We start from the raw sequence: 23,892 nt of genomic DNA, 5'->3' as shown, positions 1-23,892 counted from the left end.
TATTTTCACTTCCCGCTGATCGCGTTACTCTGTAGCTCTTGGCAAATACTTATATTTGCAGCAATGAAATCTTGCCAGCTATAGTACTTTGAATAATTAATTCTGTATTGCTTATCTACTCTGCAAATATCTGGTCGAGAGTCATATATCGAACAAAGTTTTTCTGCATCATTGTAATGTAGGCATACTCCATCACCACGATCTAAATCAATGGTATATTCAGACCGATTCACATGCTGGCAACACAAACCACATTGTGTACAAGGAAATGCAGGTAATGTCATATTAGCGACTCCAGCCAGTTACGAGTGCTGACAACATTTCCCACCTCGAATGGTAATTCAATTCCGCGAGCTTTCACTTCTTGTTGCAAAAGTACACTACGCTGTAATTCATCGTTGCAACTTTGCAGTTCGAGAGTGAACTCCTTTAGTTCATATACGTCTAGATTGAATTCCAGTTGGGTCAACTCGGCCAGATAACGATCCAGTTCTGCATTGATAGCCTGGAACTGTTTAAGCGTGCCTACATGTGGCCCCATGGATTCGACGAAGGCCCACAGCTTACGAGTCACACTGCTGTGCAGCAAAAAATAGTTGAGTCCGAGGGTAACAGTGCCTGTTATTAGAGCACCGGCAAAGGCTGCAAGCTCAGCACCGAACGGAAAACTGCATATTGGCAGCAGTTGGGCGTAAGCCATGGAGCCTACTGTGGTAGCTGCTCCGACTGACAACAATGAGGTGACCGCCTGGCACAATTCAACGAAGCTGAGCTTGTCGGGATTGAAGGCCAATAACTTGATGGCTTTGACCAATACACCCCAGCTCTCGCGAATGATCTTGATCGCCATTACATGGGTGGTGGCGAGGATGTTGAATACGGTGGTGGTAAGACTACCGAGGATACCTGAAAATACGCCGTCTTTGAATGCAACCAAGAAGGCGTTAAAACGTGCTTTGACTCGTTCCCAGATGCCTTTAAGCGAGGCAGTAATGCTGCCTACAAACGTTTCGAAGCTGAAATTGACTTTGAGCTTGGTCAGCAGGGCTGGCAGTTGCTCGCGTAGTTCAAACCACACCTCTGCCATGACCATTCCGAGCATTTGTCGGGTGCCCATGGCCAAGCCGGCTTTACCTGCGGCGCTTGCGGTTTCGTGGAGAAACTTGTTGCTAGTGTAGTAGGTGTGGTTAATCTGTTTTTCATACGGCGCCCTAGCCTCAGCATCACGTTTACGCATGGCATCAGGATCCACCGACTTGAGTTTTGAGACTTTTATTTCGGTTTTACGGATCGTGTCTTCCAGTTCCCGGGCCTTGTGCTGCTGCTCTGGTGTGTCGCGCTGCAGGGTGGCCAAGCGGGCTCGGTCTTTAGCCAGTTGAGTTTCGTGCTCATTAATCAGACCCGGCAGCCGTTGCAGATACTGGTTGATAGGCGAATCTTTTTTCGATTTATTGACGGTTTCGAGGGTGGTTTGCAGGTTGCTACTTTGATTAGCCAGTTCCACCCCATTTAGACCGGCCAGAACACGACCAGGATCGTTATGGATTTCATTTGCACTGATAACGTGGTCGAGGTTGCGCTGTTCGTTCGCGCCCATCATCGTATTGCGATAAGGGTCATGCAAGGTGCCGGCGGATTGCTTGGCTTTATCCCGCTCGCCGGTGGCAATGTAATTAGCATGCTTATGGTAGAGCTCACTATTGTAATCTTCGCGTTGTTCATAACGCAGTTGTTCATCAGTTGTGGCCCACACGCCACTACGAACATTGTGGATCGTGTTTACATCACCACCCTTCTGATCTTTAAACAACAAAAAGTCCAGTCCAAAACTGGTAACCAAGCTACTGATAACGGTTTTCTCGAGCTCTACAGCCCACGGGAAGTCTTGCGCGGCGGCGTGCATAGTGGCGTCCATGACTATCTAAACAATATCAAGAAGGGGCCTAACGGCCCCGCAAGTAAGTTACGCAGGCTCTATGCGGGCAGCGCTGGTTTTGGTGTCGCAGAGTTGTGTATCCAGCTGATCTGTATTGAGGATCATTGAGCCGTCTTCGTCCGTATCCATCACCGGCACGCCGTTTTCGTCTTTCTGGATCTCACCGTTGACATGCTTGACCCGGAACAACGGTGTGGTGATCAGGTCAACGAGGATCGCTGCCAGTGCATAGCCGTTGCCAATTGCACGCATAATCGTGTCGCTCAATTGAGCCAGCGCCACTTGTGGATCCTGCTTGAGCACCTTAGCTGCTTCAATTTGGCGGGTGACTGCCTTGAGGATGTCGAAGTACTGGTCAAACTGGGCGTAAACAGCCTTCATCACTTCGATAATTTCGAAAGCATAATCTTCTGTATTACTGAGCTGTTCCTGAGCATTTTTAAGTTTCGCAATAGCACTACCAACTTGACTGTTTATTTTATTCGCATTTTTAATTGCTTCCTCGCCATGGCTGTTGTATGCCCAGCCAGCAATAGCTAGCACTGGACCAGCCACGGCTGCACCGAGGATCGCACTGCCTCCAGCCATTCCCAAGCCACCTGTGGCAAGAGATCCACCGCCAATGGCCGCCAGAGTAGCGTTGGTAGCGGCGACGCCGGATAACGCAGAAATACTTATACCGGTAGAGGCAGCACCCAGTGCCATGACTCCACCATAAATGGCAAATCCAGCCGCAGCTCCGGCTGCTCCGGCTCCAGCCGCCGCGCCCAACACACCAATGGCCGTATAGCTGTAACCCTCAATTTTCTGTAGCTTGTGCTTGGGAATACTGATCTCGAGTTTATTCTGGCGACCGCTGTTGAGCTTTTGCAGAATGTCATCGGCAAGTGTTTTGAACTCGTTGAACTGCTGTCCGATCTTTAGCTCTTCCTGCCCCAATACATCAAGGACTTCATTGGTGGCTTTTTCCTGTATGTCAAACGGTGCTCTTGTTTCCTCGTAACGCCTTTTTGCAGAGTTAACGGTATCGTCTGCTTCAGAGTGTTTCTGGTAGCCGTCATAACCCTTTTTGGCGCCGTAGGCTGCAGTAGCCAGCGCAGCTGCACCGAGGATAATTGGAATTGGCATGATTAAGATCCCTTTAATGAATCGTAAAAAATGGAATACACCAAACAGTTGCAGTCCATCGATAAGCATCTGCATACTCGGTATACATTATTTCGTCACATTAACTTTGCGAACGGGTGGAACAATCTGTTCTTTGGTTCGGCTATCATACATAAAACTGTATATTTCGGTACTGGTGTATAAAAAGACATGTCACATTTTCAAACATATATCGGATCGATCCACTCAGTTACCAGACCAAAACCATCACCACTCAACACTTTTCGCCCAATAAACCACCACCTGCGCGGCTCTCCCTTCGCTCTGCCTGCGCTATGGTTTACCATGCTGACAATTGCGGTGCATGGCACCGCCCACCCAGGCGCCATGGCGCCGCCATCGGACACCTCACCTCGAGCAACATGAGCAAAACAGCACAGCCCGGCAGCGAGCCCACCTTCTACTTCCACGATTACGAGACCTTCGGCATCAGCCCGGCACGGGACAGACCGGCGCAGTTCGCCGGCATCCGTACCGACGCCGATTTCAATGTCATCGGCGAGCCCCTGGTCATCTATTGCAAGCCGCCGGCAGACTATCTACCGGATCCGGAGGCCTGCCTCATCACGGGGATCACTCCGCAAAAGGCGATGAAGGACGGTCTGTGCGAGGCGGATTTCATTCGTCAGATCCACGAGCAGTTCGCCACCCCGAACACCTGCGTGCTCGGATACAACAGCATCCGCTTCGATGACGAGGTGACCCGCTACACCCTGTATCGCAACTTCTACGACCCTTATGCCTACGCCTGGCAGAACGGCAACTCCCGCTGGGACATACTCGACATGCTGCGGGCCTGCTACGCCCTGCGCCCGGAGGGGATAGAGTGGGCCCTCGACGACGAGGGCAAGCCAAGCTTTCGCCTGGAAAAGCTCACTGTGGCCAACAACGTGGCCCACGTCAACGCCCACGATGCGCTCTCGGACGTGCTGGCCACCATAGAGATGGCCAGGCTGGTGAAAAAGGCCCAGCCCAAGCTGTTTGACTACCTGTTTGCCCTGCGCAACAAGAACAAGGTGAAGGCCCTCATCGACGTGGTGACCATGAAGCCCCTGGTCCACGTCTCCGGCATGTTCTCCCCCTGGCAGGGGTGCGCAAGCTGGGTGTCGCCGCTCGCCTGGCACCCCAGCAACCAGAACGCGGTGATCATGGTGGATCTGACCCGTGACCCCACCCCCCTCATCGAGCTCACCAGCGAGGAGATCCGCGAGCGCCTCTACACCAAAAAAGAGGATCTCGGGGAGCTGGCCGGCATTCCGGTGAAACTGGTGCACATCAACAAGTGCCCCGTGCTGGCGCCGGCCGCCACCCTGACCCCGGAGCGGGCCGATCAGCTTGGCATCGACCGGGAGCAGTGCCGCAAGAGCCTTGATCTGCTGCGGGCCCATCCCGAGGTGCGGGAAAAACTGGTGGAGGTATTCAATCAGGAGTTTGCCGGCAGCAATGATGGCGATCCCGATACCCAGCTCTACGCCGGTTTCTTCGGCCATGGCGACAAGTCCACCCTGGATCTGGTGCGCGCCACCCCGGCGGATCTGCTGGGGGAGCGGCAGTTTGCCTTCAGCGACCCGCGCCTGCCAGAGATGCTGTTTCGCTACCGCGCCCGCAACTGGCCCCACACCTTGAGCGAAGCGGAGCAGAAGCGCTGGCGCCTGCACTGCAGCGACTACTTCAGCCGCCGTCTGCCGGACTATGTGCCCCGTCTCGAGGCGCTGGCGGAGCAGAATCAGGGGAACGATCGGAACTTTGCCATCCTGAAGTCCCTCTATCATTACCTTGAAGATCTGTAACTTGTGACTGGTTTCACAGTTAAACCCCTGTGAATGCGGCCTGCTGGCGCCATAATGCCGGTAGGTCGTGATCGCCCGGGACCAGGGCCCTTGAGGGAGAACAGATAAAAGATGCGCGCCAACCTGCTCTCTGCCAGCCTGCTCTGCGCCAATCTCCTTGGCCTGACCCTGTTGACCCCGACGGCCCTCGCCTCTCCTCGCTTCGAGCTGCCGGACTACCTGTTGCAACTGCCGCGCCAGAGTTATCTGCTGATGCAGGAGAGTTTCAGCGCCCTTTACCGCAAGACGGACTTCACCCCGGCCATCACCAACAGCTACTTCAATTATTCGGATCTCTACAAGTTTGCCGGCCTGCCCATCGCCATCACCCCCCAGGCCGGGTTCCAGCTGGAGGTATTCGGTCAGCTCTACAACCTCGCTTCCCAAAGCTATGTCCACATGAGCCAGGATCTCTCCCTCTACCGCATGCTGCGGGCAGACATGATAGGCAACCCCAACGATCAGATAGCGGTCGGCATGGGCCTTGGCATTCCCCTCACTCCCCTGCTCACCTTCAAGGCCCTTGCCTCCACCAACCAGATCCCCGGATATGGCCAGGCCAATTACGCCATGGGGTTCGAGTGGCGCTACTAGCGAATGGCCACTGTGGCTCAGCAGCTCCTGACAGTGAAAAGGCTCCCGCAGGAGCCTTTTTGTTGGGTGCTGCACTCAGGAGTAGCGGATCACCCGCCCCTGGCCTCCCATCAGCACCAGCGTCTCTGCCAGGGGGGTGTCATCCCAGAAATCCCTGCCCCCCGCCGGCAGCGCCATATCCGTGGCTTGTTCGCCCCAGTTGAACAGGCAGAGCAGCGCGCCGCCCCCGGGCAGGGCCACCCGAGCGCGGCCAAACCCCATGTCATCGAAACGGGCCGCCGGGGTGCGCGCCGCGCACAGGGCCAGCAGCTTGCCAAGGTGCGCCCCCTGCACCTCGTCCAGATCCTGCAGCCTGTCCCCCGCCAGCACCATGCCACCGCTCGCCACCAGGGCGGCCAGGTGGAAATCGTACTCGGCGCGGCTGGCGTGCTGGCCCGGGATATCCCGCAGGCAGACGCAGTCGGGATCCAGCGCCCAGAGCCGGTCGTTTTGCCAGGCGCGGCAGAAGGCTTCCCGCGCTATCTGGCGAAAACGCCGGCCCTGGCGTTCCACGTCATCGCTCACCCGCATGCCGTGCACCAGGCCAAGGCTAGGCCAGATGGGGGCGTTGCATCCGAGCAGGAAGGCGCCCGCCCCCGCCCCGCGCAGGATGGCGGCCATGCCGCGTCTATAGGCCTCGACCCGGGTGGCGACGGGGTCGTGGAAGCGGCCGCCGTGGATGGCGCCCCAGAAGTTGGCATCCAGCTTGAAGTAGTGGATGCCCCACTGCTCGCGCAGGGTGCGAAACACCTGCTCGAGGTGGGACTGCACCTCGGGATGGGTGCCGTCCAGCACATCCCAGGGGGTGCAGCGCCAGCCGCCGTAGGTGACCCGCTCCGAGGGAAGCGGCAGGCCATCCTCCCCTTTCACGAACCAGTCCGGGTGCTCCTGGAACACCTGGGAGCCGGGCTCGGCAATAAAGGGGGCGACCCAGAGCGCGGGCTCGCAGCCAGCGGCGCGGATCTCCCCGGCCAGGGTTGCCACCCCCTGCTCGAACCTGGGTGAAGGGGTGAGCCAGTCCCCCATTTTCGCCTGATAGCCGTCATCTATCTGCACGTAGCGCAGGGCCGGGAAACGCATCGCCCGCACCGCCAGGTTTTCGCGAATGTCGGCGGCGCTCACGTTCGCATAGTAGTGATACCAGGAGCACCAGCCACTCGGGCGCGCGGCCACGGCCGCCACCAGCGAAGGGTGTTCGGCCTCAATGTGATCCGCCAGCGACCCCAGCAGGGCCTCCCTGTCCGGTCCCTCCAGGCAGATCAGCGCCTCGCTCTGCCAGTGCTCTCCCGGTGCCAGGGGGCGCCCTTCGGCGTTCATTACTATCTCGAGGCGCCCGTCCGGATAGAGACGAAATTCGCCGCCAAAGCGCTGGCAGCTTGCGAACGCCAGCAGCAGCCAGCCCCCCTCGCAGGCCACCAGCAGCAGGTTGTGCACCGTGTGATAACCGTCGTCCTCCGTGATGCGATAGACGCCGGCGTCGGGGCAACGGCCCACCGGCTCGGGGGCCTGCCAGCTACCCATGGTCTGGGCCAGCATCTGGAACCCCTCTCCGTAGATGGCCGCGTCGGGGGCAAGACCGAGATCCCCCTCAAACAGCCGCCAGTGGCGCACAGCCTCGGGGCCGGACCCTGTGTTGTCCAGCCTCACCCGGCACAGGGGGCCATCCCACTGACGGGTTTGCAGCAGCTGGGGAGGCAGGGCGGGATCGGCGGGCAGCTGGCGCAACCTGGCCAGGAGAGAGGGGGAGGACATGGGAACTCCTTCTGGTGAATGGGGATGATGCCGGGGCCATTGTATCCCCTGCGGGCCAGTTGGCCCTGTCCTGTTGCCCCGCCACTCTGATAAACTGCGAACCCGCTCACAGCTATTCAACGAGGCTCTTGTGCTGGTTCAACGCACCTTGATCTACCTTCGCGACTTCATGGTCATCCTCGCCTGTCTGCTGGTAGGCAAGGCTGTCGCGGCCCTGCTGCCCTTCGCTTTCCCCGGCAGCATCCTCGGCCTACTCATCCTGTTCGTGCTGCTCTCCCTTCAGCTCGTCAAGCTGCACTGGGTCGAGCAGGGCGCCGGCCTGCTGCTGCGCCACATGGGAGTCTTGTTCGTGCCCGTGGCCGTCGGCCTGGTGGCCTGGCTCGAGCCCCTGCGTCAATCCATCGAGATCGTCCTGCTGTGCGTCGTCGTCGGCATAGTGCTGATCCTGGCCGTGGTCGGCCGTCTCTATCAGCGCATGAACCGGGAGATGAAACCATGATCTGGCTGGCCCTGCCCCTCACCCTGGCGCTCTATTTCCTGACCCGGGCTCTCTATCGCAAGCTGCCCTGGCCCATCATCAACCCTGTGCTGGTGCCCACCGCCGTGATCATCGGCCTGCTGCTCTGGCTGGATCTGCCCCTGGCAGAGTATGAGAGCGGCACTCGCCCCATCACGGCGTTGCTCGAGCCCGCCGTCGTGGCCCTGGCCCTGCCCCTCTACCAGCAGGCTCGCCAGATCCAGGCCAGGCTCAAGCCCATACTGATCTGCACCCTGGCCTCCGTGCTGATCTCGGTCTGCACCACCTTGGGGATTGGCCACTGGCTGGGGGCGGATCCCGCCCTGCTGGCCTCTCTTTCCACCAAGTCCATCACCACGCCGCTGGCCATGAGCGTCAGCCAGTCCATCGGCGGCATCCCTGCCATCGCGGCAGCCGTGGTGGTGGTGGTGGGCATCACGGGCGCCCTGATTGGCTACCCCCTGCTCAGGTTGCTGCGGGTGACGGACCCCGAGGCCCAGGGACTCGCCATGGGGGCCTGCGCCCATGCCATCGGTACCGCCGCCTCCGCCGAGCGGGGGATAAGCCAGGGTGCCTTCGCATCGCTGGCCATGGTGATGTGCGGCATACTCACCGCCGCCGTGGCGCCGCCGCTGTTCGCCCTCTATCACTGGTTGATCCCCTGAACCCCTGGCGCCATCCCCTGCCCTGCGCCCCCATGGCGTCGCCCCCTGTCCGACTCCAGAGCGGGGCCGGAGAAGGCAAACGTTTCCCTGCGGGAGCGGCCGGCACAGCGCAGTCAGGCTGTGAGCCAGTTCACACAAATCGGCTGAGTCACTCCCTACAATGTCCTCCCAATTGGCCCATGAGGACAGATAGATGCATCCCCGCTTTGCCAAGACACTCGACAGCCTGCCCGCGGACCTGAGCGCCGCCGTGGCCCCCATGCTCGGCGACGACTTTTCCGCCAGCTTCAGCCCGGAACAGATCCAGCAACTGATGGACGCGACCCGGCTTGGCGAGCGTGAGCTGCGCCTCGCCCTGCTGCCCCTGGCCGCTGCCTGTTCGGTCGCCCCCATCTCTCGCTTCTTCGTCGGCGCCATCGCCTGTGGACTCAGCGGTCGCTGGTATCTGGGCGCCAACATGGAATTCGCCGGTCAAGGCCTGTTCCACTCGGTCCATGCCGAGCAATCCGCCATCTCCAACGCCTGGCTCGGCGGGGAGACGGGGATCAGCGAGATCACCGTCAACTACACCCCCTGCGGCCATTGCCGTCAGTTCATGAACGAGCTGAGCACCGCCAAGGTGCTCAAGGTCTCACTGCCGGACGACATCAGCACCTTGCAGGCCTTCCTGCCCCACTCGTTCGGCCCGGCAGATCTCGACATCACAGATGCCCTGATGAGCCCGCAGCACCATGATCTGCCCTTCACCAGTGAGGATCCCCTGGTGTGCGCCGCCCTGGCCGCCGCGCGCCAGAGCTATGCCCCCTACAGCCAGGGCTATGCCGCCGTGGCCCTGGCGTTTGCCGACGGCCGTACCTTCTGCGGCCGCTATGCCGAAAACGCCGCCTTCAACCCGAGTCTGCCCCCCATGCAGATGGCCTGTGCCCACGCCGTGCTCAATGGTGCCGATCTCGGCCAGTTGCGCCGAGCCGTACTGGTTGAGAGCGCCAAGGGCCAGATCAGCCAGCAGGATGCGGCCAGATCCGTGCTCAAGGCCCTGGGTGGGGTCGCGCTGGAATACCTGGCCATCTAGCCCATGCCTTGCCCATGAGACAAGAGAGGAGGCTGGCGCCATGCCAGCCTCCTCTTTTTATTTCTGTGCGCCAGCACCATGAGAAAGGGCCCGCGATTGCGGGCCCTTGTCATTCACTGCCGGGAGACTGTCACTCCACCGTGGCCTCGGCATCGGCGAAGTACTCGATCTTGGCGGACTTGCGCAGCGCCTCGACCAGGGACTGATAGCTTGCCTGGGCCTTGCCCTGACCCAGCTGCCCTTGCAGCATGGTCAGCATCTGAGACGCCTCCTTGGGCACATTGACCTTGTCCAGGGCGACGATGACCCTGTCACCATTGGCTTCGGTCACCAGATCCACGCTCGGCTTGCCATCGACCGGATGGGGCAGACGGAAGGCATCGGCCAGCAGGGACTGATCCAGGTCCTGGGCAAAACGGGCCACCCCTTGATGGGTCTCTATCTCGAGACCCAGTGCAGCCAGTTCGGCGCGAATGTCATCCCCGGCCTTGATCTGCTCGACCAGACCCTGAGCCTTGCCACGGGCAATCTCGCTCGCCTTGTCGTGGGTGATGGCGGCAACGACCTGCGCCTTCACCTCGGCCAGCGGTTTGACCGCCTTGGGCTGATAGCCGGTCACATGGAGCACCAGCGCCTTGCCGTCACCCAGCTCGATCACGTCCGAGTTGGTGTTCTCGTCGCGCAGCTGCTCGGAGAAGGCGGCGCTGAGCACCTTGCCATCGTTGAGCGGCGCCGGCGCATCGCCCTGGCTGAAGTAGTCGACGGATTGCACCTTGAGGCCAAGGGCATCCGCTGTCATGTCCAGGGAGTCCGGGTTCTCGAAGCTGGTGTCAGCCATGGTCTGCTGCAGGTTGAAGAACTGCTCCTTGGCCTTGTCTGCCTGCAGACGGGCGATGGTGTCGCTCATCACGTCGCTGAACGGCTTGGCCTTGGCGGCCTCGACCCCGATCAGCTTGATGATGTGAAAGCCGAACGGGCTCTTCACCAGGTTGGAGAGATCCCCTGTCTGCTTCAGGGCGAAGGCGGCCTGCTCGAAGGCAGGATCCATGACCCCCTTCTCGAACCAGTCCAGCTCGCCGCCCTTCTTGGCGGAGAAGGTGTCGGAGGAGTTGGCCTTGGCCAGCGCCGCGAAATCGGCGCCGCCCTTGAGTTCGGTCAGCAAGCCGGCGGCTTTCTGCTCGGCGGCCTTTTCATCCTTGTCAAAGGGGATCAGGATGTGAGCCACCTGGCGACGCTCGGCACGCTGGAACAGGTCCTGGTGCTGATCGTAGTAATCACGGGCCTCCTGCTCGGTCACCTTGATCTCTTTGCCCATGGTGGCGGCATCGAGCAGCAGGTAATCGACCTTGACCTTCTCGTCGTTCATGAAGCGAGGGGCATTGCTCTTGTAGAACTGCTCCACCTCTTCATCACTCACCTTGACCTCGCCCTGGTAGCGATCGGCGGCCAGACGCACCAGGCGCAGATCCCGGGTCTGGTTGTAGAGCTTGTCCAGCTGCTCCGCCTCACCCTTGAGGGCGAACTCGGTGCCGAGCAGGGCGCCAACCAGCTGCTGGCGCACCATGTCCTGGCGCAGGGAGTCGCGGAACATCTCCGGGGTCATGTTGGCACGGCGAATGAGCTGCAGGTAGCGGTCATTGTTGAACTTGCCGTTCTCGGCAAACTCCGGCATGGCGACGATGGCCTGCTTGATCTGCTCGTCACTGACTCGCAGACCCAGATCCCGGGCCTTGCCATCGACCAGAGCCTGATCGATCAGTCGGTCGAGCACGGAGCGACGGAACTGCTTCATGTAATCCGGGTTGGCGGCCAGCTGGTTGAAGGCGTCCCCCATCTGGGATTCCATGCGGGCACGCTCGTTGCGATAGGCGTTTTCCAGCGCTTGCTGGCTGATATCAATGCCATTGACGGTGGCGGGGGCGCTGCGAGCCGGGCCATTGAGGTAGCTGCCTACCCCGGCCAAGGCGAAGGAGAGGATGATAAGCCCCAGTATTACCTTGGCTACCGTGCCCTGCGCCCCTTCCCGTAGTTTATCCAACATCATGTGTGTACTTATGCTCCCGTACTCGATGGGCATGAATAATGAAAAGGCGCACCGATTGCGATGCGCCTTGGTCAATCAGTATGAGGGAGAGCCCTCTCACTTTGTCTGGTCTGCGACCAAGGACGGAGCCGACAGGATCAGCAACCGGCTCAGTTGACAGCGTCTTTCAGAGCCTTGCCGGCCTTGAAGGCAGGCACTTTGCCTGCGGCGATCTCGATGGTCGCACCAGTTTGCGGGTTGCGGCCGGAACGAGCGGCGCGCTCACGAACGGCGAAGGTACCGAAACCAACCAGAGCAACCTGGTCACCCTCTTTCAGGGCCTCACCCACTGCATCAATGAAAGCATCCAGCGCACGGCCAGCGGCGGCTTTGGAGATATCGGCGCCGTCTGCAATTTTGTCAATCAGTTGAGATTTATTCACTCTTATATTCCCCTTTTATCGAACATCGCTGCGGCGCTGATTTCCCTGGCCACAACAAGTGGAGGTTTTATAACAAGCCTCCTGGTCAGTTGCAAGTGACAATATGGCGCAAACCCGCGCCACATCACGCATTGCGACCGATCATGAGTACCGGAACGGGGGTCAAGGCTACTGCCGTTATCCGGCGCTTGCAAGCCTTAACCCCCGGCCATGTGCGCCAAGTTTGCGGCGCATCAACTTTTATACGACAGAAACGCGTTCGAAACCCTGTGGATTCTCCTGCAACGCCAGCTCCAGGACCTCGTCAATCCAGCGAACCGGATAGATTTCAAGGTCTTGTTTGACGTTGGCCGGGATCTCCTCGAGATCGCGTTCGTTCTCTTTCGGGATCAGCACCCGCTTGATGCCACCGCGATGGGCCGCCAGCAGCTTCTCTTTGAGTCCGCCGATGGGCAGCACTTCACCGCGCAGGGTGATCTCCCCCGTCATGGCCACGTCGGCACGCACCGGGTTGCCGGTGAGGCTGGAGACCAGGGCGGTGCACATGGCGATACCGGCACTCGGACCGTCTTTCGGGGTCGCCCCTTCCGGTACGTGCACGTGGATGTCGCGCTTCTCGTAGAAGTCGCCGTTGATGCGCAGCTTCTCGGCCCGGGCCCGCACCACCGTCATGGCAGCCTGGATGGACTCCTGCATCACGTCGCCGAGGGAGCCGGTGTAAGTGAGCTTGCCCTTGCCCGGCACGTTGGTGGTCTCGATGGTGAGCAGATCGCCCCCCACCTCGGTCCATGCCAGACCACACACCTGACCTATCTGGTTCTGGTCAGTGGCCTTGCCGTAATCGAAGCGCTGTACCCCCAGGAATTCCTTGAGGTTGTCACCGTTGACCAGCACCTGCTTGATGCTCTTGTCCAGCAGGATCTTCTTCACCGCCTTGCGGCAGATCTTGGAGATCTCGCGCTCCAGGCTACGCACCCCGGCTTCCCGGGTGTAGTAACGGATGACGCCAACCAGGGCAGAGTCCTCGATGATGATCTCCGCCGGTTTCAGGCCGTTGCGCTGGATCTGCTTGGCCACCAGGTGCTGCTTGGCAATGTTGAGCTTCTCGTCCTCGGTGTAGCCGGACAGGCGGATCACTTCCATCCGATCCAGCAGCGGACCCGGGATGTTCATGGAGTTGGAGGTGGCCACGAACATCACGTCCGACAGGTCATAATCCACTTCCAGATAGTGATCGTTGAAGCTGTTGTTCTGCTCGGGATCCAGCACTTCCAGCAAGGCGGAGGCGGGATCCCCACGCATGTCCGAGCTCATCTTGTCGATCTCGTCGAGCAGGAACAGCGGGTTCTTCACCCCGACTTTTGCCATCTTCTGGATGAGCTTGCCGGGCATGGAGCCGATGTAGGTGCGACGGTGACCGCGGATCTCCGCCTCGTCACGCACGCCGCCGAGCGCCATACGCACATACTTGCGGCCGGTGGCCTTGGCGATGGACTGGCCGAGCGAGGTCTTGCCCACCCCGGGAGGCCCGACCAGGCAGAGGATGGGCCCCTTGAGCTTGTTGACCCGCGCCTGCACCGCCAGATACTCGAGGATGCGATCCTTGACCTTCTCCAGGCCATAGTGATCCGCGTCCAGCACCTCTTGCGCCTTGCCAAGGTCTTTCTTGACCTTGGAGCGGGCACGCCAGGGCACCTGCACCATCCAGTCGACGTAGCTGCGCACCACGGTGGCTTCCGCCGACATGGGTGACATCATCTTGAGCTTGGCCAGTTCGGCCTGAGCCTTGTCATGGGCGTCGGCGGGCATGCCGGCCTCTTCAATCTTGCGACTGAGGGCCTCGAACTCGTCGGGCGAGTCTTCCAGCTCACCCAGCTCTTTCTGGATGGCCTTCATCTGCTCGTTGAGGTAATACTCCCGCTGGCTCTTCTCCATCTGCTTCTTGACCCGGGAGCGGATGCGTTTCTCGACCTGCAGCAGGTCAATCTCCGACTCCATCATGGCCATCAGAAACTCGATGCGCTCGGACACGGAGGCGATTTCCAGCACCTTCTGCTTGTCTTCGAGCTTGAGCGGCATGTGGGCCGCCATGGTGTCAGCCAGGCGCGCCGCGTCATCGATCGCCGAGATCGAGGTGAGCACCTCGGGCGGGATCTTCTTGTTGAGCTTGATGTAACCTTCGAACTGACCGATGGCGGAGCGTACCAGCACCTCCTGATCCTGCTCCGCGATCGGGGTAGAGGCGATGTACTCGGCCTCCCCCACGAAGAAGTCGTGATCGTCGATCATCCGCTCGAGGCGGGCACGCTGGCCACCTTCCACCAGCACCTTGACGGTGCCGTCAGGCAGCTTGAGCATCTGCAATATGTTGGCCACAGTCCCGACCGAGAAGATCTCCTCGACGGTTGGCTCATCGGTTGACGCATCCTTCTGGGCAATGAGCAGGACTTTCTTGTCTTGCTCCATGGCCGCTTCAAGACAGCGAATGGATTTTTCCCGCCCCACGAAGAGTGGAATGACCATGTGGGGATACACCACCACGTCACGAAGAGGCAGGACGGGAATCTCGATGCGTTCTGAACGCTCTAGGTTCATATATGTCCTCTCGGCTTGTTATACCGTTGGCAAAGCGCTTGGCTGAGTATATGGGGGCGTAAAGATGAGATTCAATCGCCTTGGCCGTAAAAAGCAAGAAAGGGGCAAAAAGCCCCTTTCATCTGATTAAAAATCAGTCTGTTACTCGGATGCAGCCGCCTGGGTATCATTATTTTCGTAGATCATCAGGGGCGCGGAATCGCCCTTGATCACCGTCTCGTCGATCACCACCTTGCTGACCCCATCCAGGGACGGCAGGTCATACATGGTATCGAGCAGCACGGCTTCGACGATGGATCTCAGACCGCGGGCACCCGTCTTGCGCTCCATCGCCTTGCGGGCGATGGCGTTCAGGGCGTCGTCACGAAACTCCAGCTCCACCCCTTCCAGATCGAACAAGGCTGCATATTGCTTGGTCAGCGCGTTTTTCGGCTCTTTCAGGATCTGGATCAGGGCTGCCTCGTCCAGCTCGGTCAGGGTCGCCACCACCGGCAGACGGCCGATGAATTCGGGGATCAGACCGTACTTGATGAGATCTTCCGGCTCTACCTTGGCGAAGGTTTCGCTCAAGGTCGCCATGGCGTCCTTGGATTTCACCTCGGCGCCAAAGCCGATCCCGGCCCCCTTGCTGGAGCGCTGTTCGATCACCTTGTCCAGACCGGCAAAGGCACCGCCACAGATGAAGAGGATCTTGGAGGTATCGACCTGCAGGAACTCCTGCTGCGGATGCTTGCGGCCCCCTTGCGGCGGCACGGAGGCGATGGTGCCTTCGATCAGCTTGAGCAGAGCCTGCTGCACCCCTTCCCCGGACACGTCACGGGTGATGGAGGGGTTGTCCGACTTGCGGGAAATCTTGTCGATCTCGTCGATGTAGACGATACCGCGCTGGGCCTTCTCCACGTCGTAGTCGCACTTTTGCAGCAGCTTCTGGATGATGTTCTCCACGTCCTCGCCCACGTAACCGGCTTCGGTCAATGTGGTGGCATCGGCCATGGTGAAGGGCACATCCAGCAGGCGGGCCAGGGTCTCGGCCAGCAGGGTCTTGCCGCTGCCGGTCGGGCCAATCAGCAGGATATTGGACTTGCCGAGCTCGACGCCACTGCCATCGCCGCTGTTACGCAGACGCTTGTAGTGGTTGTAGACGGCCACGGCCAATACCTTCTTGGCATACTCCTGCCCGATGACATAGTCATCCAGGTGCGCGCGGATCTCGTGAGGAGTCGGCAGGGCATCGCCATCACGCTTGGGAGAGATCTCGCGGATCTCTTCGCGGATGATGTCGTTGCACAGCTCGACACACTCATCGCATATGTAGACGGAAGGGCCTGCGATCAGCTTGCGCACTTCATGCTGGCTTTTGCCGCAAAAAGAGCAGTAGAGCAGCTTGTCGCCCTCACCCTTGCGTTTCTCTGTCATTCAGCAACCTCGTTGTATCAATAGAGGATGATCGGTCTGCTGAGTTTATAACAGACCGGTGTACCCTGCTTAGCCGCGCTGGTTGAACACGCCGTCCACCAGGCCATAGGCCATCGCCTGCTCCGCCGACATGAAGTTGTCACGGTCGGTGTCGCGCTCTATGGTGGCCATGTCCTGACCGGTGTGGAACGCCAGCCGCTCGTTCAGGGTATTCTTGATCTTCAGGATCTCCTGGGCATGGATCTGGATGTCAGATGCCTGGCCCTGGAAGCCACCCAGGGGCTGGTGGATCATCACCCGGGCGTTGGGCAGGCAGAAACGCTTGCCCTTGGCACCGCCAGCCAGCAGGAAGGCACCCATGGAGCAGGCCTGCCCCATGCAGACGGTGCTCACGTCCGGCTTGATGAACTGCATGGTGTCATAGATGGACATGCCTGCGGTCACGGCGCCGCCCGGGGAGTTGATATAGATGGAGATGTCTTTATCCGGGCTCTCGGACTCCAGAAACAGCAGCTGGGCCACCACCAGGTTGGCCATGTGATCCTCGACCTGACCGGTCAGGAAGATCACCCGCTCTTTGAGCAGACGGGAATAGATATCGTATGAACGCTCCCCCTTGGCAGTCTGCTCGACCACCATGGGGATCAGGGCATTACGGGGAGAATCTGTCACGTCGTTATAGTTTTTGTACATAAGGCATTGTCCCTAAAATAAAATGGCCCGGGTGGACATCACACGAGCCATTATACTTAACAGTTTTGACCTTAAGTCAAATGTTCTTAGGCAGCGGCGCCGGACTTGTTGATCACGTCGTCAAAGGCCACTTCTTTTTCGGTCACTTGCGCCTTGGACAGGATCAGGTCGATGGCTTGATCTTCAACCGCCAGGTTGCGGACGCCATTCAGCATCTGCTCGTTCTTCTGGTAGTACTCGATCACTTCCTTCGGATCTTCGTAGGCGGTGGCCATGGATTCGATCAGTGCGGTCACGCGCGCGTCGTCGGCCTTGATCTCGTTGGTGCGGATGACATCACCCAGCAGCAGACCGACGCGAACACGGCGCTCGGCCTGGGCCTGGAACAGCTCGGCCGGCAGCTCGGGCGCGTTGCCGCCCTGGAAGCCACCGAAGCGCTGCAGGGCCTGCTGACGCAGGGTGTCGATCTCTTGCTCGACGGCAGCCTTGGGCAGATCGATCTGGTTGGCTTCAACCAGGCCGTTCAGTACCTGCTCTTTCACGCTGTTTTTCAGGGCCTGGGCCAGCTCGCGCTCCATGTTCTTGCGCACTTCGGCTTTCAGGTCTTCCACGTTGCCGCTCTCGATGCCGAAACGCTTGACGAACTCTTCGGTCAGCTCGGGCAGCACCTGGACTTCAACCTTGTTCAGCTTGGAGGCAAACTTGGCCGCCTTGCCTTTGAGGTTTTCGGCGTGGTAGTCGGCCGGGAAAGTCACCTCGATGGTGAACTCGTCACCGGCTTTCTTGCCCAGGATGGCATCTTCGAAGCCCGGGATCATGCGGCCGGCGCCCAGTTCCAGGGTGAAGCCTTCGGCCTTGCCGCCGTCGAACTCTTCACCGTCGATGGAACCGACGAAGTCCATGGTCACACGCATGCCGGCAGCGGCAGCGGTGTCAGACTCGGACCAGGTGGCATGCTGCTTGCGCAGGGTGTCGATCATGTTGGCCAGATCGGCGTCCTTGACGGAAGCAATCGGCTTCTCGACCTTGATGGACTCCAGACCGGCGACTTCGAACTCGGGGTAGACTTCGAAGGTGGCGGTGAACTCGAAATCCTGACCTTCTTTGATCTCTTTCGGATCCATGGTCGGGGCACCGGCCGGGCTCAGTTTGTTCTCGATGATGGCCTTGATGAAGTTGCTCTGCATCATGTCGTCGGCAACGCGGGCATGGGCCATGGCGCCGAACATCTTCTTGATGATGGCAACCGGAGCCTTGCCAGGACGGAAACCGTCGATGCGACGGGTCTTGGCCAGGCCATTCAATTCTTTACGCACGGCGGCATCAACGGTGGCAGCCGGTACAGTGATGGTAAGACGGCGTTCCAGACCTTGGGTTGTCTCTACAGAAACTTGCATTCTTTTACCTCGTTCAACTCAGCACTGTGTGCTGACCCTTTATTGCCCCTGGGTCGAGACCCGGAGTCTTCCTGTTTATAAAGACAACGACTGTCTTTGTGATGAGAAAATATGACGCGACATTATAGCGGCGCACTTTGGTCGCGTCGAGCCGCAGAGCCCCACATCCATGCCCTTCGCGGCGCAAAACAGCGCTCGGGAGAGACAAATCGTGCAATTCTGTGACCGATATGGGGCGCCCGGATACCGACTTCAAGGGCAAAGGGGCCAATAATTTGGTCTCGGTCCGGTTTTTTTGCGTCAATGGCGCTAAAAAGGCATCGAGCGGGCCCGGCTGCGACCGCGATTGTCCATCGGGACAAGGGGGGCATCATTCACATATTGCGTCCCCTGCCCCGCGCGGCTATGGTGGCAAACTATCTGGTTCTGGAGTCAAACTGATGAGTTTCTTTCGTTTTGTGTTCAATCTGCTGTGGTTCCTGCTCGGCGGTGTCATCATGGGACTGGCCTGGTGGCTGGCGGGATTGCTCTGTTTCGTCTCCCTCATCGGCATTCCCTGGGGCCGCTCCTGCTTTGTCATCGGTACCTTCACCTTCTTCCCGTTCGGCAAGCAGGCGGTGAGCCGCAAGAGCATGACGGGTCAGGGCGACATAGGCACGGGCACGCTCGGGATGATAGGCAATGTCCTCTGGTTCCTGGTGATCGGCATCTGGCTGGCCATCGGCCATATCGCCTCGGCCCTGGCCTGCTTCGTCACCATCATCGGCATTCCGTTCGGCATCCAGCACCTCAAGCTGGCGCTGATTGCCCTGGCCCCCATCGGCCAGATGGTGGTCACCAATCAGGAGGCCGAATCCGGCCGTTATATCCGCTGATCCCGACAGGTGCCGTGACAGGAAAAAAAGGGCAGACTGAGGTCTGCCCTTTTCATTATCCGTTTCATCTCTCTTGTGAGGTCACCATGCTGCCCAGCCACTTCTTTGCCAACCTATCCCGCATGAAGCTCATCTACCGCTGGCCCCTGATGCGCAATGTCCAGCCGGAGAACATCGCCGAGCACAGCCTGCAGGTCGCCATGGTGGCCCATGCCCTGGGGCTCATCCACAACCGCTTGTTTGGCGGAAGCGTCGATGCGGATCGCGCCGCCGTCATGGCCCTCTACCATGACAGCAGCGAGGTGCTAACCGGGGACCTGCCCACCCCGGTCAAGTATTTCAATCCTGAAATTGCACGGGAATACAAGAAGATAGAGTTAGCCGCCGAGCAACGCCTGCTGGCGCTCCTGCCGGCGGAGCTGGTGGAGGATTATCGCCCCCTGCTCGACTCCGGCGCCCAGGACGACGCCCTCGCCCGACTGGTCAAGGACGCCGACACCCTGTGTGCCTATACCAAGTGCCTGGAGGAGATCAACGCGGGCAACCGGGAATTCGAGCCGGCGAGGAAACGCCTCGAGGCCATGCTGGAGGCGCGCATGAGCCCGGCCATGCGCTACTTCATCGACGTGTTCGTGGCCAGTTTCTCCCTGCCCCTCGATGAACTCAACGCCCACTGAGGCGCCCATCCCGCCCAGACGACAGGGCCCGCCGGTTGTGCCGGCGGGCCCTGTTTCATTGCTCGGGTCAGAGACGAGGTCAGTGTCCCAGCTCCCGGGAGGGCACCAGGCCACTCGCCCGCCAGGCGGGGTAGAGGGTGGCCGCCAGGCTCATCAGGATGGCCGCCCCGGTGACGATGACCACGTCCTGGCCATGGAGCTCGGTGGGCAGGAAATCGATGAAGTAGATATCCGGGTTGAGGAAGCGATGGCCGATCACCCCCTCGATGGCGCTCAGGATCTGGGTCAGCTTGCTCGACAGCAGGCTGCCGAGCAGGGCGCCGAGCAGGGCCCCCGCCACCCCGTTCACCATGCCCTGGATGACGAAGGTGAGCCTTATCTGGCCCGGGCTCGCCCCCATGGTCTTCAAGATGGCGATCTCGCTGCGCTTCTCGTTCACCGCCATCACCAGGGTGGAGACGATGTTGAAGCAGGCCACCGCCACCACCATCAGCATCACCACGTACATGACGGTGCGCACCATCTGGATGTCCTGATAGAGATAGCCCTGGCTGTTCATCCAGCTGCGGATATAGACGTGATGGGGGAATTGCTGCGCGGCGGCCACAGTGATGGATTGCGCCTTGAGCACATCGTCCACCTTGAGGCTGAAACCCTCCACATCGCTGCCCATGGCGGTGATGGCCTGGGCATCTTCCAGGTGCATGAAGCCGAGCAGGCCGTCAAGCTGGCCGCCGAGTTCCAGCAGGCCCACCACGTGCAGCGCCTCGCGCCTGGGGTTCTTTATTCCCGTCGTATCGCCCCCCTGGGGCAGCAGGATGGCGACCGGATCGCCGATCCCCACCCCCAGCTTGTCGGCGATGGCCTTGCCGAGGATCACCCCCCGCTCACCGCCCTTGAGCTCGCGAAAACCCCGCCCCGTCATGAAGTTGCCGGCATCGGAGAGATTGGCCTCGAGCTCGGGCAGCACGGCGCGCAGCTGCACCCCCTTGAGGGCGCTGCCATGTTCGAGCAGGCCGTTCAGGCGAATGACGGGGGCGGCGGCCTCGATCCCGGGCTGGGCCAACAGGTAGTCTCTGAGCCTCGGCCAGTCGGGAAGCGGCCTCTCCACCGCATCCAGCTCACCGTGGGGGATGACGGAGAGCACCCTGTCTTTGAGCTCCCGCTCGAAGCCGTTCATGGCGGACAGCCCCAGGATCAGCGCCATCACCCCGAGGGCGATGCCGATGAGGGAAGACGCGGAGATGAAGGCGATGAAGCCGTTGCGGCGACGGGAGCGGCTGTAGCGCAGTCCCAGGAACAGGGGCAGCGGCTTGAACATCAGGCGACCTCCGCCATGATGCCGCTCACCAGGGTCACCCGGCGATGGAGCTTGGCGGCCAGACTCAAGTCATGGGTCACCACCACAAACGCCGTGCCCAGCTCGCGGTTGAGCTCGCACAGAAGCTCGTAGACGGCGGTGGCGCTGGCGTGATCCAGGTTGCCGGTCGGTTCGTCCGCCAGCACCAGGCTGGGCTCGTTGACCAGGGCCCGGGCGATGGCCACCCGCTGGCGCTCGCCACCGGAGAGCTCGGAGGGACGGTGATGGAGGCGATGGGAGAGCCCCACCCGCTCCAGCATCTTGCTCGCCTTCGCGCTGGCCGACGCCACGGGCTCCCCGGCGATCAGCAGCGGCATGGCGGTGTTCTCCAGGGCGGTGAACTCGGCAAGCAGGTGGTGGAACTGATAGACGAATCCCAGCTCCTGGTTGCGAAAACGAGCCTGGGTCCGGCTGTCCCAGCGGTGGATATCCTCCCCCTTGAACAACACGGCGCCGCTGGAAGGGTTGTCCAGCGCCCCCATCAGGTGCAGCAGGGTGGTCTTGCCCGACCCCGAGCTGCCGACCACCGCCAGCATCTCGCCGGGGGCGACACTGAGATCGATCCCCTTGAGCACCTGGGTCTGCAGTTCGCCCTCCTGATAGACATGATTCAACGCCTGACAACGCAGCAGGGGTTCACGGGACTGGGGGTCATTCATAACAGGGGCTCCACTTGCACCAGCAACAACAGAAGATGAATCATTCATAACGCAATGCCTCGGCCGGTTTCACCCGGGCCGCACGGGCCGCCGGATAGAGGGTGGCGCCAAAGCTCAGCAAGACGGCGCCGCCCAGGATGGTGGCCACCTGCATCGGCTCGACGATGACCGGCAGGCCACTTCCGCCCGCCGCCATATAGAGATTGAGCCCAAGCCCGTTGAGCAGTGGGTTCAGCCCCAGGGTCAGGGCCAGCCCGGCCAGGGCGCCAAACAGGGCGCCGATCACCCCGCTGGAGGCGCCGAGCACCATGAAGATCCTGACTATCCCTGCCTCGTTCATGCCCATGGTGCGCAGTATGGCCACCTCCCCTTCCTTGTCGGTCACCACCATCACCAGGGCGGAGAGAATGTTGAAGGTGGCCACCGCGATGATCAGCACCAGCATCAAGCCCATCATGCGCTTCTCCATGGCCACGGCCTGGAACAGCTCGCCGCGCTCGCGGCGCCAATCCTGCCATTGATAACCTGCGGGCAAGGGGGTCTTGATCACGGCGTCCGCCGCGAAGGGATCATCGAGCCAGAGTCGCAGACCGCCGATGGTCTCGGGAGGCAGACGCAGCAGGCGCTGGGCATCCGCGAGGGCGATCAGGGCGATTTGATCATCCACGTCGGCGCCCACCCCGAAGATGCCGGAGACGGTGAAGATACGCTGGGCCGGTACCCGGCCAAAGGGAGTGAAGCGGGTCGCCTCGGTCAGGATGAGACGCACCGGATCCCCCAGCCCCACGCCGAGGCGACGCGCCACTCCCTGCCCCAGCACTATCTGGTACTCCCCCCCCTTGAGGGAGTCGAGCCGTCCCCCCAGCATCTGGGAATGCAGTATGTCCTCTTTCGGCCAGCGGGCGGGGTCGATGCCCTGCACGCTGACCCCGGTCAGCTGACCCGGGCTTTGCAGCATGCCTTCGCTGTCGAGCATGGGGGCCGTGGCGACGACGTGGGGCAGCTTGGCAAGGTCGGGCAGCCCCTCGGGATGAGCATCGATGCGACCAGCCTGACTGGTCAACACCACATGGGGGATCACCCCGAGAATGCGTCCCTTGAGCTGGCCTTCGAAGCCGTTCATGACGGAGATCACCACCATCAGGGCGGCGACCCCGATGGCGATGCCAAAGGTGGAGAACAGGGAGATGAAGGAGACGAAGCGATTACTGCGCCGTGACCCTGCATAACGCAGGCCAATGGCCAGCGAAAGGGGCTGAAAAAGTCCAGTCTTCAAGGATATCTACGTTGCCAACAAAATAAGATGCCGGATAATAGGGTCTGTTGACGCCTCAACGCAAGCCGCGTTGCTGCGCCAAAGGGTGCCGAGGGAGGGGCCCGGCCACGGCCATGGCCCCCGGTCAGCCCCCGCTGGCAAGCGGGCAGGCCGAGTGGGAAGAGCCAACCTCGCCAGGCAGACGAGTGGCGCCAGGCGCCGCCACCTGACGCCTCATCGCGGCAGTCCGGCTGACACTGGCCCGAGCGAGACATAGCACCCGGCTCCCATCGCCATGACCACATATCCATGAACACTTATCCATGAACACAAGGGATAGCCTACATGCAGGAACAGTTTTTCAACGTCACCCATGCCACGCCGGTCAATGTGATCCCCCTGCCTAGCGACTACCCCTTGCCGAGCGAGCAGGCCCTGGAAGCCGAGCTGCCCGAACCCTTTCGCATCGCCAGTGCCATCAGCACCGCCGACATGGCCGCCACCCGGCTCATTCGCAACCAGAGCGACGCCGTGCAGGATCTGGTGGAGATCATCAACCAGCAGTCCCGCAAGATAGACATGATCATGAGCTATGTGCTGGCGGCTCAGGATCACCCGGAGCAGCGCTTTCATACCCTGACCTTCGGCGCGGGCCAGCTCACCTACCTGCACCCAACGCAGGGCCATGGCCAGGCCCCCACCCAGGGGCAGCTGGTGCGCCTCAAGATCTTCCTGCGCGACGAGGCCGCTGCCGTCTACTGTTACGCCCGGGTCCGGGAGCTCACGGCCGGCGAGCATGGCCTGCATGTCGGCCTCGACTATGTCCGCATTCGCGAGGAAGACCGCGAGCTGCTGGTGCGAGCCAGCCTCCACGTCCAGTCGCGCCAGCTCAAGGCCCGCGCCCAGGAACGGCTAGGCTAGCAACCCC

The 23,892-nt window shown here is 60.6% G+C and carries 21 protein-coding genes; 8 read left to right on the top strand and 13 right to left on the bottom strand.

Features of this window, described 5'->3' with window-relative positions:
- Window positions 1–5 precede the first annotated feature (5 nt).
- The 3 genes from BN1119_RS21120 to BN1119_RS09260 are packed head-to-tail and all read right to left on the bottom strand — an operon-like array spanning window position 6 to window position 3,139.
- Window positions 6–284, bottom strand: coding sequence for a YkgJ family cysteine cluster protein (locus BN1119_RS21120; RefSeq protein WP_084205378.1), 279 nt, complete (start codon window positions 282–284; stop codon window positions 6–8).
- Window positions 281–1,903, bottom strand: coding sequence for a hypothetical protein (locus BN1119_RS09265; RefSeq protein WP_041997200.1), 1,623 nt, complete (start codon window positions 1,901–1,903; stop codon window positions 281–283). Before BN1119_RS09265 ends, BN1119_RS21120 begins: the two co-directional genes overlap by 4 nt.
- Window positions 1,904–1,963: 60 nt before the next feature.
- Window positions 1,964–3,139: a hypothetical protein gene (locus BN1119_RS09260; RefSeq protein ID WP_209434901.1), complete on the bottom strand. Its 1,176-nt coding sequence runs from the start codon at window positions 3,137–3,139 to the stop codon at window positions 1,964–1,966.
- A 326-nt stretch (window positions 3,140–3,465) separates the two neighbouring features.
- On the opposite strand from BN1119_RS09260, the gene sbcB reads away from it, so the two are divergent.
- Both sbcB and BN1119_RS09250 read left to right on the top strand, forming a co-directional pair.
- Window positions 3,466–4,893, top strand: a complete 1,428-nt coding sequence (sbcB, locus tag BN1119_RS09255; protein ID WP_041996960.1) for an exodeoxyribonuclease I — start codon at window positions 3,466–3,468, stop codon at window positions 4,891–4,893.
- 111 nt (window positions 4,894–5,004) lie between these two features.
- Window positions 5,005–5,526, top strand: a complete 522-nt coding sequence (locus BN1119_RS09250; RefSeq protein WP_041996958.1) for a hypothetical protein — start codon at window positions 5,005–5,007, stop codon at window positions 5,524–5,526.
- A 75-nt stretch (window positions 5,527–5,601) separates the two neighbouring features.
- On the opposite strand, the gene BN1119_RS09245 is transcribed toward BN1119_RS09250, so the two are convergent.
- The gene (locus BN1119_RS09245) at window positions 5,602–7,317 is read right to left on the bottom strand and encodes a glycoside hydrolase family 36 protein (RefSeq protein ID WP_041996955.1); all 1,716 of its coding nucleotides are present in this window, start codon (window positions 7,315–7,317) and stop codon (window positions 5,602–5,604) included.
- 130 nt (window positions 7,318–7,447) lie between these two features.
- Here BN1119_RS09245 and BN1119_RS09240 point away from each other — a divergent pair, with 130 nt between their 5' ends.
- The 3 genes from BN1119_RS09240 to cdd all read left to right on the top strand — a co-directional run bounded on the left by BN1119_RS09240 (window position 7,448) and on the right by cdd (window position 9,571).
- Complete coding sequence (locus BN1119_RS09240; RefSeq protein WP_041996952.1) at window positions 7,448–7,816, top strand: CidA/LrgA family protein; 369 nt, start codon at window positions 7,448–7,450, stop codon at window positions 7,814–7,816.
- A complete protein-coding gene (locus BN1119_RS09235) occupies window positions 7,813–8,499 on the top strand; it encodes an LrgB family protein (protein WP_041996949.1) in 687 nt (228 codons plus the stop codon). The genes BN1119_RS09240 and BN1119_RS09235 overlap by 4 nt, the downstream gene beginning before the upstream one ends.
- A gap of 193 nt (window positions 8,500–8,692) precedes the next feature.
- The gene (cdd, locus tag BN1119_RS09230) at window positions 8,693–9,571 is read left to right on the top strand and encodes a cytidine deaminase (RefSeq protein ID WP_041996944.1); all 879 of its coding nucleotides are present in this window, start codon (window positions 8,693–8,695) and stop codon (window positions 9,569–9,571) included.
- Between the two features lie 130 nt (window positions 9,572–9,701).
- Here cdd and ppiD read toward each other — a convergent pair whose 3' ends face one another.
- The 6 genes from ppiD to tig form a co-directional block, all read right to left on the bottom strand.
- Window positions 9,702–11,615, bottom strand: coding sequence for a peptidylprolyl isomerase (ppiD, locus tag BN1119_RS09225; RefSeq protein ID WP_041996942.1), 1,914 nt, complete (start codon window positions 11,613–11,615; stop codon window positions 9,702–9,704).
- A 149-nt stretch (window positions 11,616–11,764) separates the two neighbouring features.
- A complete protein-coding gene (gene hupB / locus BN1119_RS09220) occupies window positions 11,765–12,037 on the bottom strand; it encodes a nucleoid-associated protein HU-beta (protein WP_005315375.1) in 273 nt (90 codons plus the stop codon).
- 240 nt (window positions 12,038–12,277) lie between these two features.
- Window positions 12,278–14,632: an endopeptidase La gene (gene lon / locus BN1119_RS09215; protein ID WP_041996940.1), complete on the bottom strand. Its 2,355-nt coding sequence runs from the start codon at window positions 14,630–14,632 to the stop codon at window positions 12,278–12,280.
- A gap of 141 nt (window positions 14,633–14,773) precedes the next feature.
- Complete coding sequence (clpX, locus tag BN1119_RS09210; protein ID WP_041996937.1) at window positions 14,774–16,048, bottom strand: ATP-dependent protease ATP-binding subunit ClpX; 1,275 nt, start codon at window positions 16,046–16,048, stop codon at window positions 14,774–14,776.
- A 69-nt stretch (window positions 16,049–16,117) separates the two neighbouring features.
- Window positions 16,118–16,741 (bottom strand): ATP-dependent Clp endopeptidase proteolytic subunit ClpP, encoded by a 624-nt coding sequence (gene clpP, locus BN1119_RS09205; protein ID WP_041996934.1) that lies wholly within the window; start codon window positions 16,739–16,741, stop codon window positions 16,118–16,120.
- Between the two features lie 86 nt (window positions 16,742–16,827).
- Entirely contained in the window at window positions 16,828–18,138 is a 1,311-nt protein-coding gene (gene tig, locus BN1119_RS09200) for a trigger factor (protein WP_041996931.1), read from the bottom strand.
- A gap of 440 nt (window positions 18,139–18,578) precedes the next feature.
- Here tig and BN1119_RS09195 point away from each other — a divergent pair, with 440 nt between their 5' ends.
- Window positions 18,579–19,013 carry a YccF domain-containing protein gene (locus BN1119_RS09195; RefSeq protein ID WP_041996928.1) on the top strand — a complete coding sequence of 145 codons (435 nt, stop codon included), beginning with the start codon at window positions 18,579–18,581 and terminating at the stop codon, window positions 19,011–19,013.
- A gap of 86 nt (window positions 19,014–19,099) precedes the next feature.
- Entirely contained in the window at window positions 19,100–19,690 is a 591-nt protein-coding gene (yfbR, locus tag BN1119_RS09190) for a 5'-deoxynucleotidase (RefSeq protein WP_041996925.1), read from the top strand.
- Window positions 19,691–19,769: 79 nt separating this feature from the next.
- On the opposite strand, the gene lolE is transcribed toward yfbR, so the two are convergent.
- From lolE to BN1119_RS09175, 3 genes are read right to left on the bottom strand one after another with little or no spacing between them, the layout of a single operon-like run.
- On the bottom strand, window positions 19,770–21,011 hold the full coding sequence (gene lolE, locus BN1119_RS09185; protein WP_041996922.1) for a lipoprotein-releasing ABC transporter permease subunit LolE: 1,242 nt from the start codon (window positions 21,009–21,011) through the stop codon (window positions 19,770–19,772).
- Window positions 21,011–21,709, bottom strand: coding sequence for a lipoprotein-releasing ABC transporter ATP-binding protein LolD (gene lolD / locus BN1119_RS09180; RefSeq protein ID WP_041996919.1), 699 nt, complete (start codon window positions 21,707–21,709; stop codon window positions 21,011–21,013). Before lolD ends, lolE begins: the two co-directional genes overlap by 1 nt.
- 40 nt (window positions 21,710–21,749) lie before the next feature.
- Entirely contained in the window at window positions 21,750–22,985 is a 1,236-nt protein-coding gene (locus tag BN1119_RS09175; RefSeq protein ID WP_041996917.1) for a lipoprotein-releasing ABC transporter permease subunit, read from the bottom strand.
- A 324-nt stretch (window positions 22,986–23,309) separates the two neighbouring features.
- Between BN1119_RS09175 and BN1119_RS09170 the strand changes: the two genes are divergently transcribed.
- Window positions 23,310–23,885 carry a PilZ domain-containing protein gene (locus tag BN1119_RS09170; protein ID WP_041996914.1) on the top strand — a complete coding sequence of 192 codons (576 nt, stop codon included), beginning with the start codon at window positions 23,310–23,312 and terminating at the stop codon, window positions 23,883–23,885.
- Window positions 23,886–23,892: the final 7 nt, after the last annotated feature.

It is taken from the genome of Aeromonas bivalvium (assembly GCF_000819765.1).
GTDB classification, from domain to species: Bacteria; Pseudomonadota; Gammaproteobacteria; order Enterobacterales; family Aeromonadaceae; genus Aeromonas; species Aeromonas bivalvium.
The sequence above is the reverse complement of the archived record's forward strand: the minus strand, read 5'-3'. Positions and strand labels throughout refer to the sequence as shown.

Bases quoted from the DNA above. Each gene is read 5' to 3' on its own strand.
- BN1119_RS21120 (WP_084205378.1), bottom strand. From the start codon at position 284: ATGACATTACCTGCATTTCCTTGTACACAATGTGGTTTGTGTTGCCAG.
- BN1119_RS09265 (WP_041997200.1), bottom strand. From the start codon at position 1,903: ATGCACGCCGCCGCGCAAGACTTCCCGTGGGCTGTAGAGCTCGAGAAA.
- BN1119_RS09260 (WP_209434901.1), bottom strand. From the start codon at position 3,139: ATGCAGATGCTTATCGATGGACTGCAACTGTTTGGTGTATTCCATTTT.
- sbcB (WP_041996960.1), top strand. From the start codon at position 3,466: ATGAGCAAAACAGCACAGCCCGGCAGCGAGCCCACCTTCTACTTCCAC.
- BN1119_RS09250 (WP_041996958.1), top strand. From the start codon at position 5,005: ATGCGCGCCAACCTGCTCTCTGCCAGCCTGCTCTGCGCCAATCTCCTT.
- BN1119_RS09245 (WP_041996955.1), bottom strand. From the start codon at position 7,317: ATGTCCTCCCCCTCTCTCCTGGCCAGGTTGCGCCAGCTGCCCGCCGAT.
- BN1119_RS09235 (WP_041996949.1), top strand. From the start codon at position 7,813: ATGATCTGGCTGGCCCTGCCCCTCACCCTGGCGCTCTATTTCCTGACC.
- cdd (WP_041996944.1), top strand. From the start codon at position 8,693: ATGCATCCCCGCTTTGCCAAGACACTCGACAGCCTGCCCGCGGACCTG.
- ppiD (WP_041996942.1), bottom strand. From the start codon at position 11,615: ATGATGTTGGATAAACTACGGGAAGGGGCGCAGGGCACGGTAGCCAAG.
- lon (WP_041996940.1), bottom strand. From the start codon at position 14,632: ATGAACCTAGAGCGTTCAGAACGCATCGAGATTCCCGTCCTGCCTCTT.
- clpX (WP_041996937.1), bottom strand. From the start codon at position 16,048: ATGACAGAGAAACGCAAGGGTGAGGGCGACAAGCTGCTCTACTGCTCT.
- clpP (WP_041996934.1), bottom strand. From the start codon at position 16,741: ATGTACAAAAACTATAACGACGTGACAGATTCTCCCCGTAATGCCCTG.
- tig (WP_041996931.1), bottom strand. From the start codon at position 18,138: ATGCAAGTTTCTGTAGAGACAACCCAAGGTCTGGAACGCCGTCTTACC.
- BN1119_RS09195 (WP_041996928.1), top strand. From the start codon at position 18,579: ATGAGTTTCTTTCGTTTTGTGTTCAATCTGCTGTGGTTCCTGCTCGGC.
- yfbR (WP_041996925.1), top strand. From the start codon at position 19,100: ATGCTGCCCAGCCACTTCTTTGCCAACCTATCCCGCATGAAGCTCATC.
- lolE (WP_041996922.1), bottom strand. From the start codon at position 21,011: ATGTTCAAGCCGCTGCCCCTGTTCCTGGGACTGCGCTACAGCCGCTCC.
- lolD (WP_041996919.1), bottom strand. From the start codon at position 21,709: ATGAATGACCCCCAGTCCCGTGAACCCCTGCTGCGTTGTCAGGCGTTG.
- BN1119_RS09170 (WP_041996914.1), top strand. From the start codon at position 23,310: ATGCAGGAACAGTTTTTCAACGTCACCCATGCCACGCCGGTCAATGTG.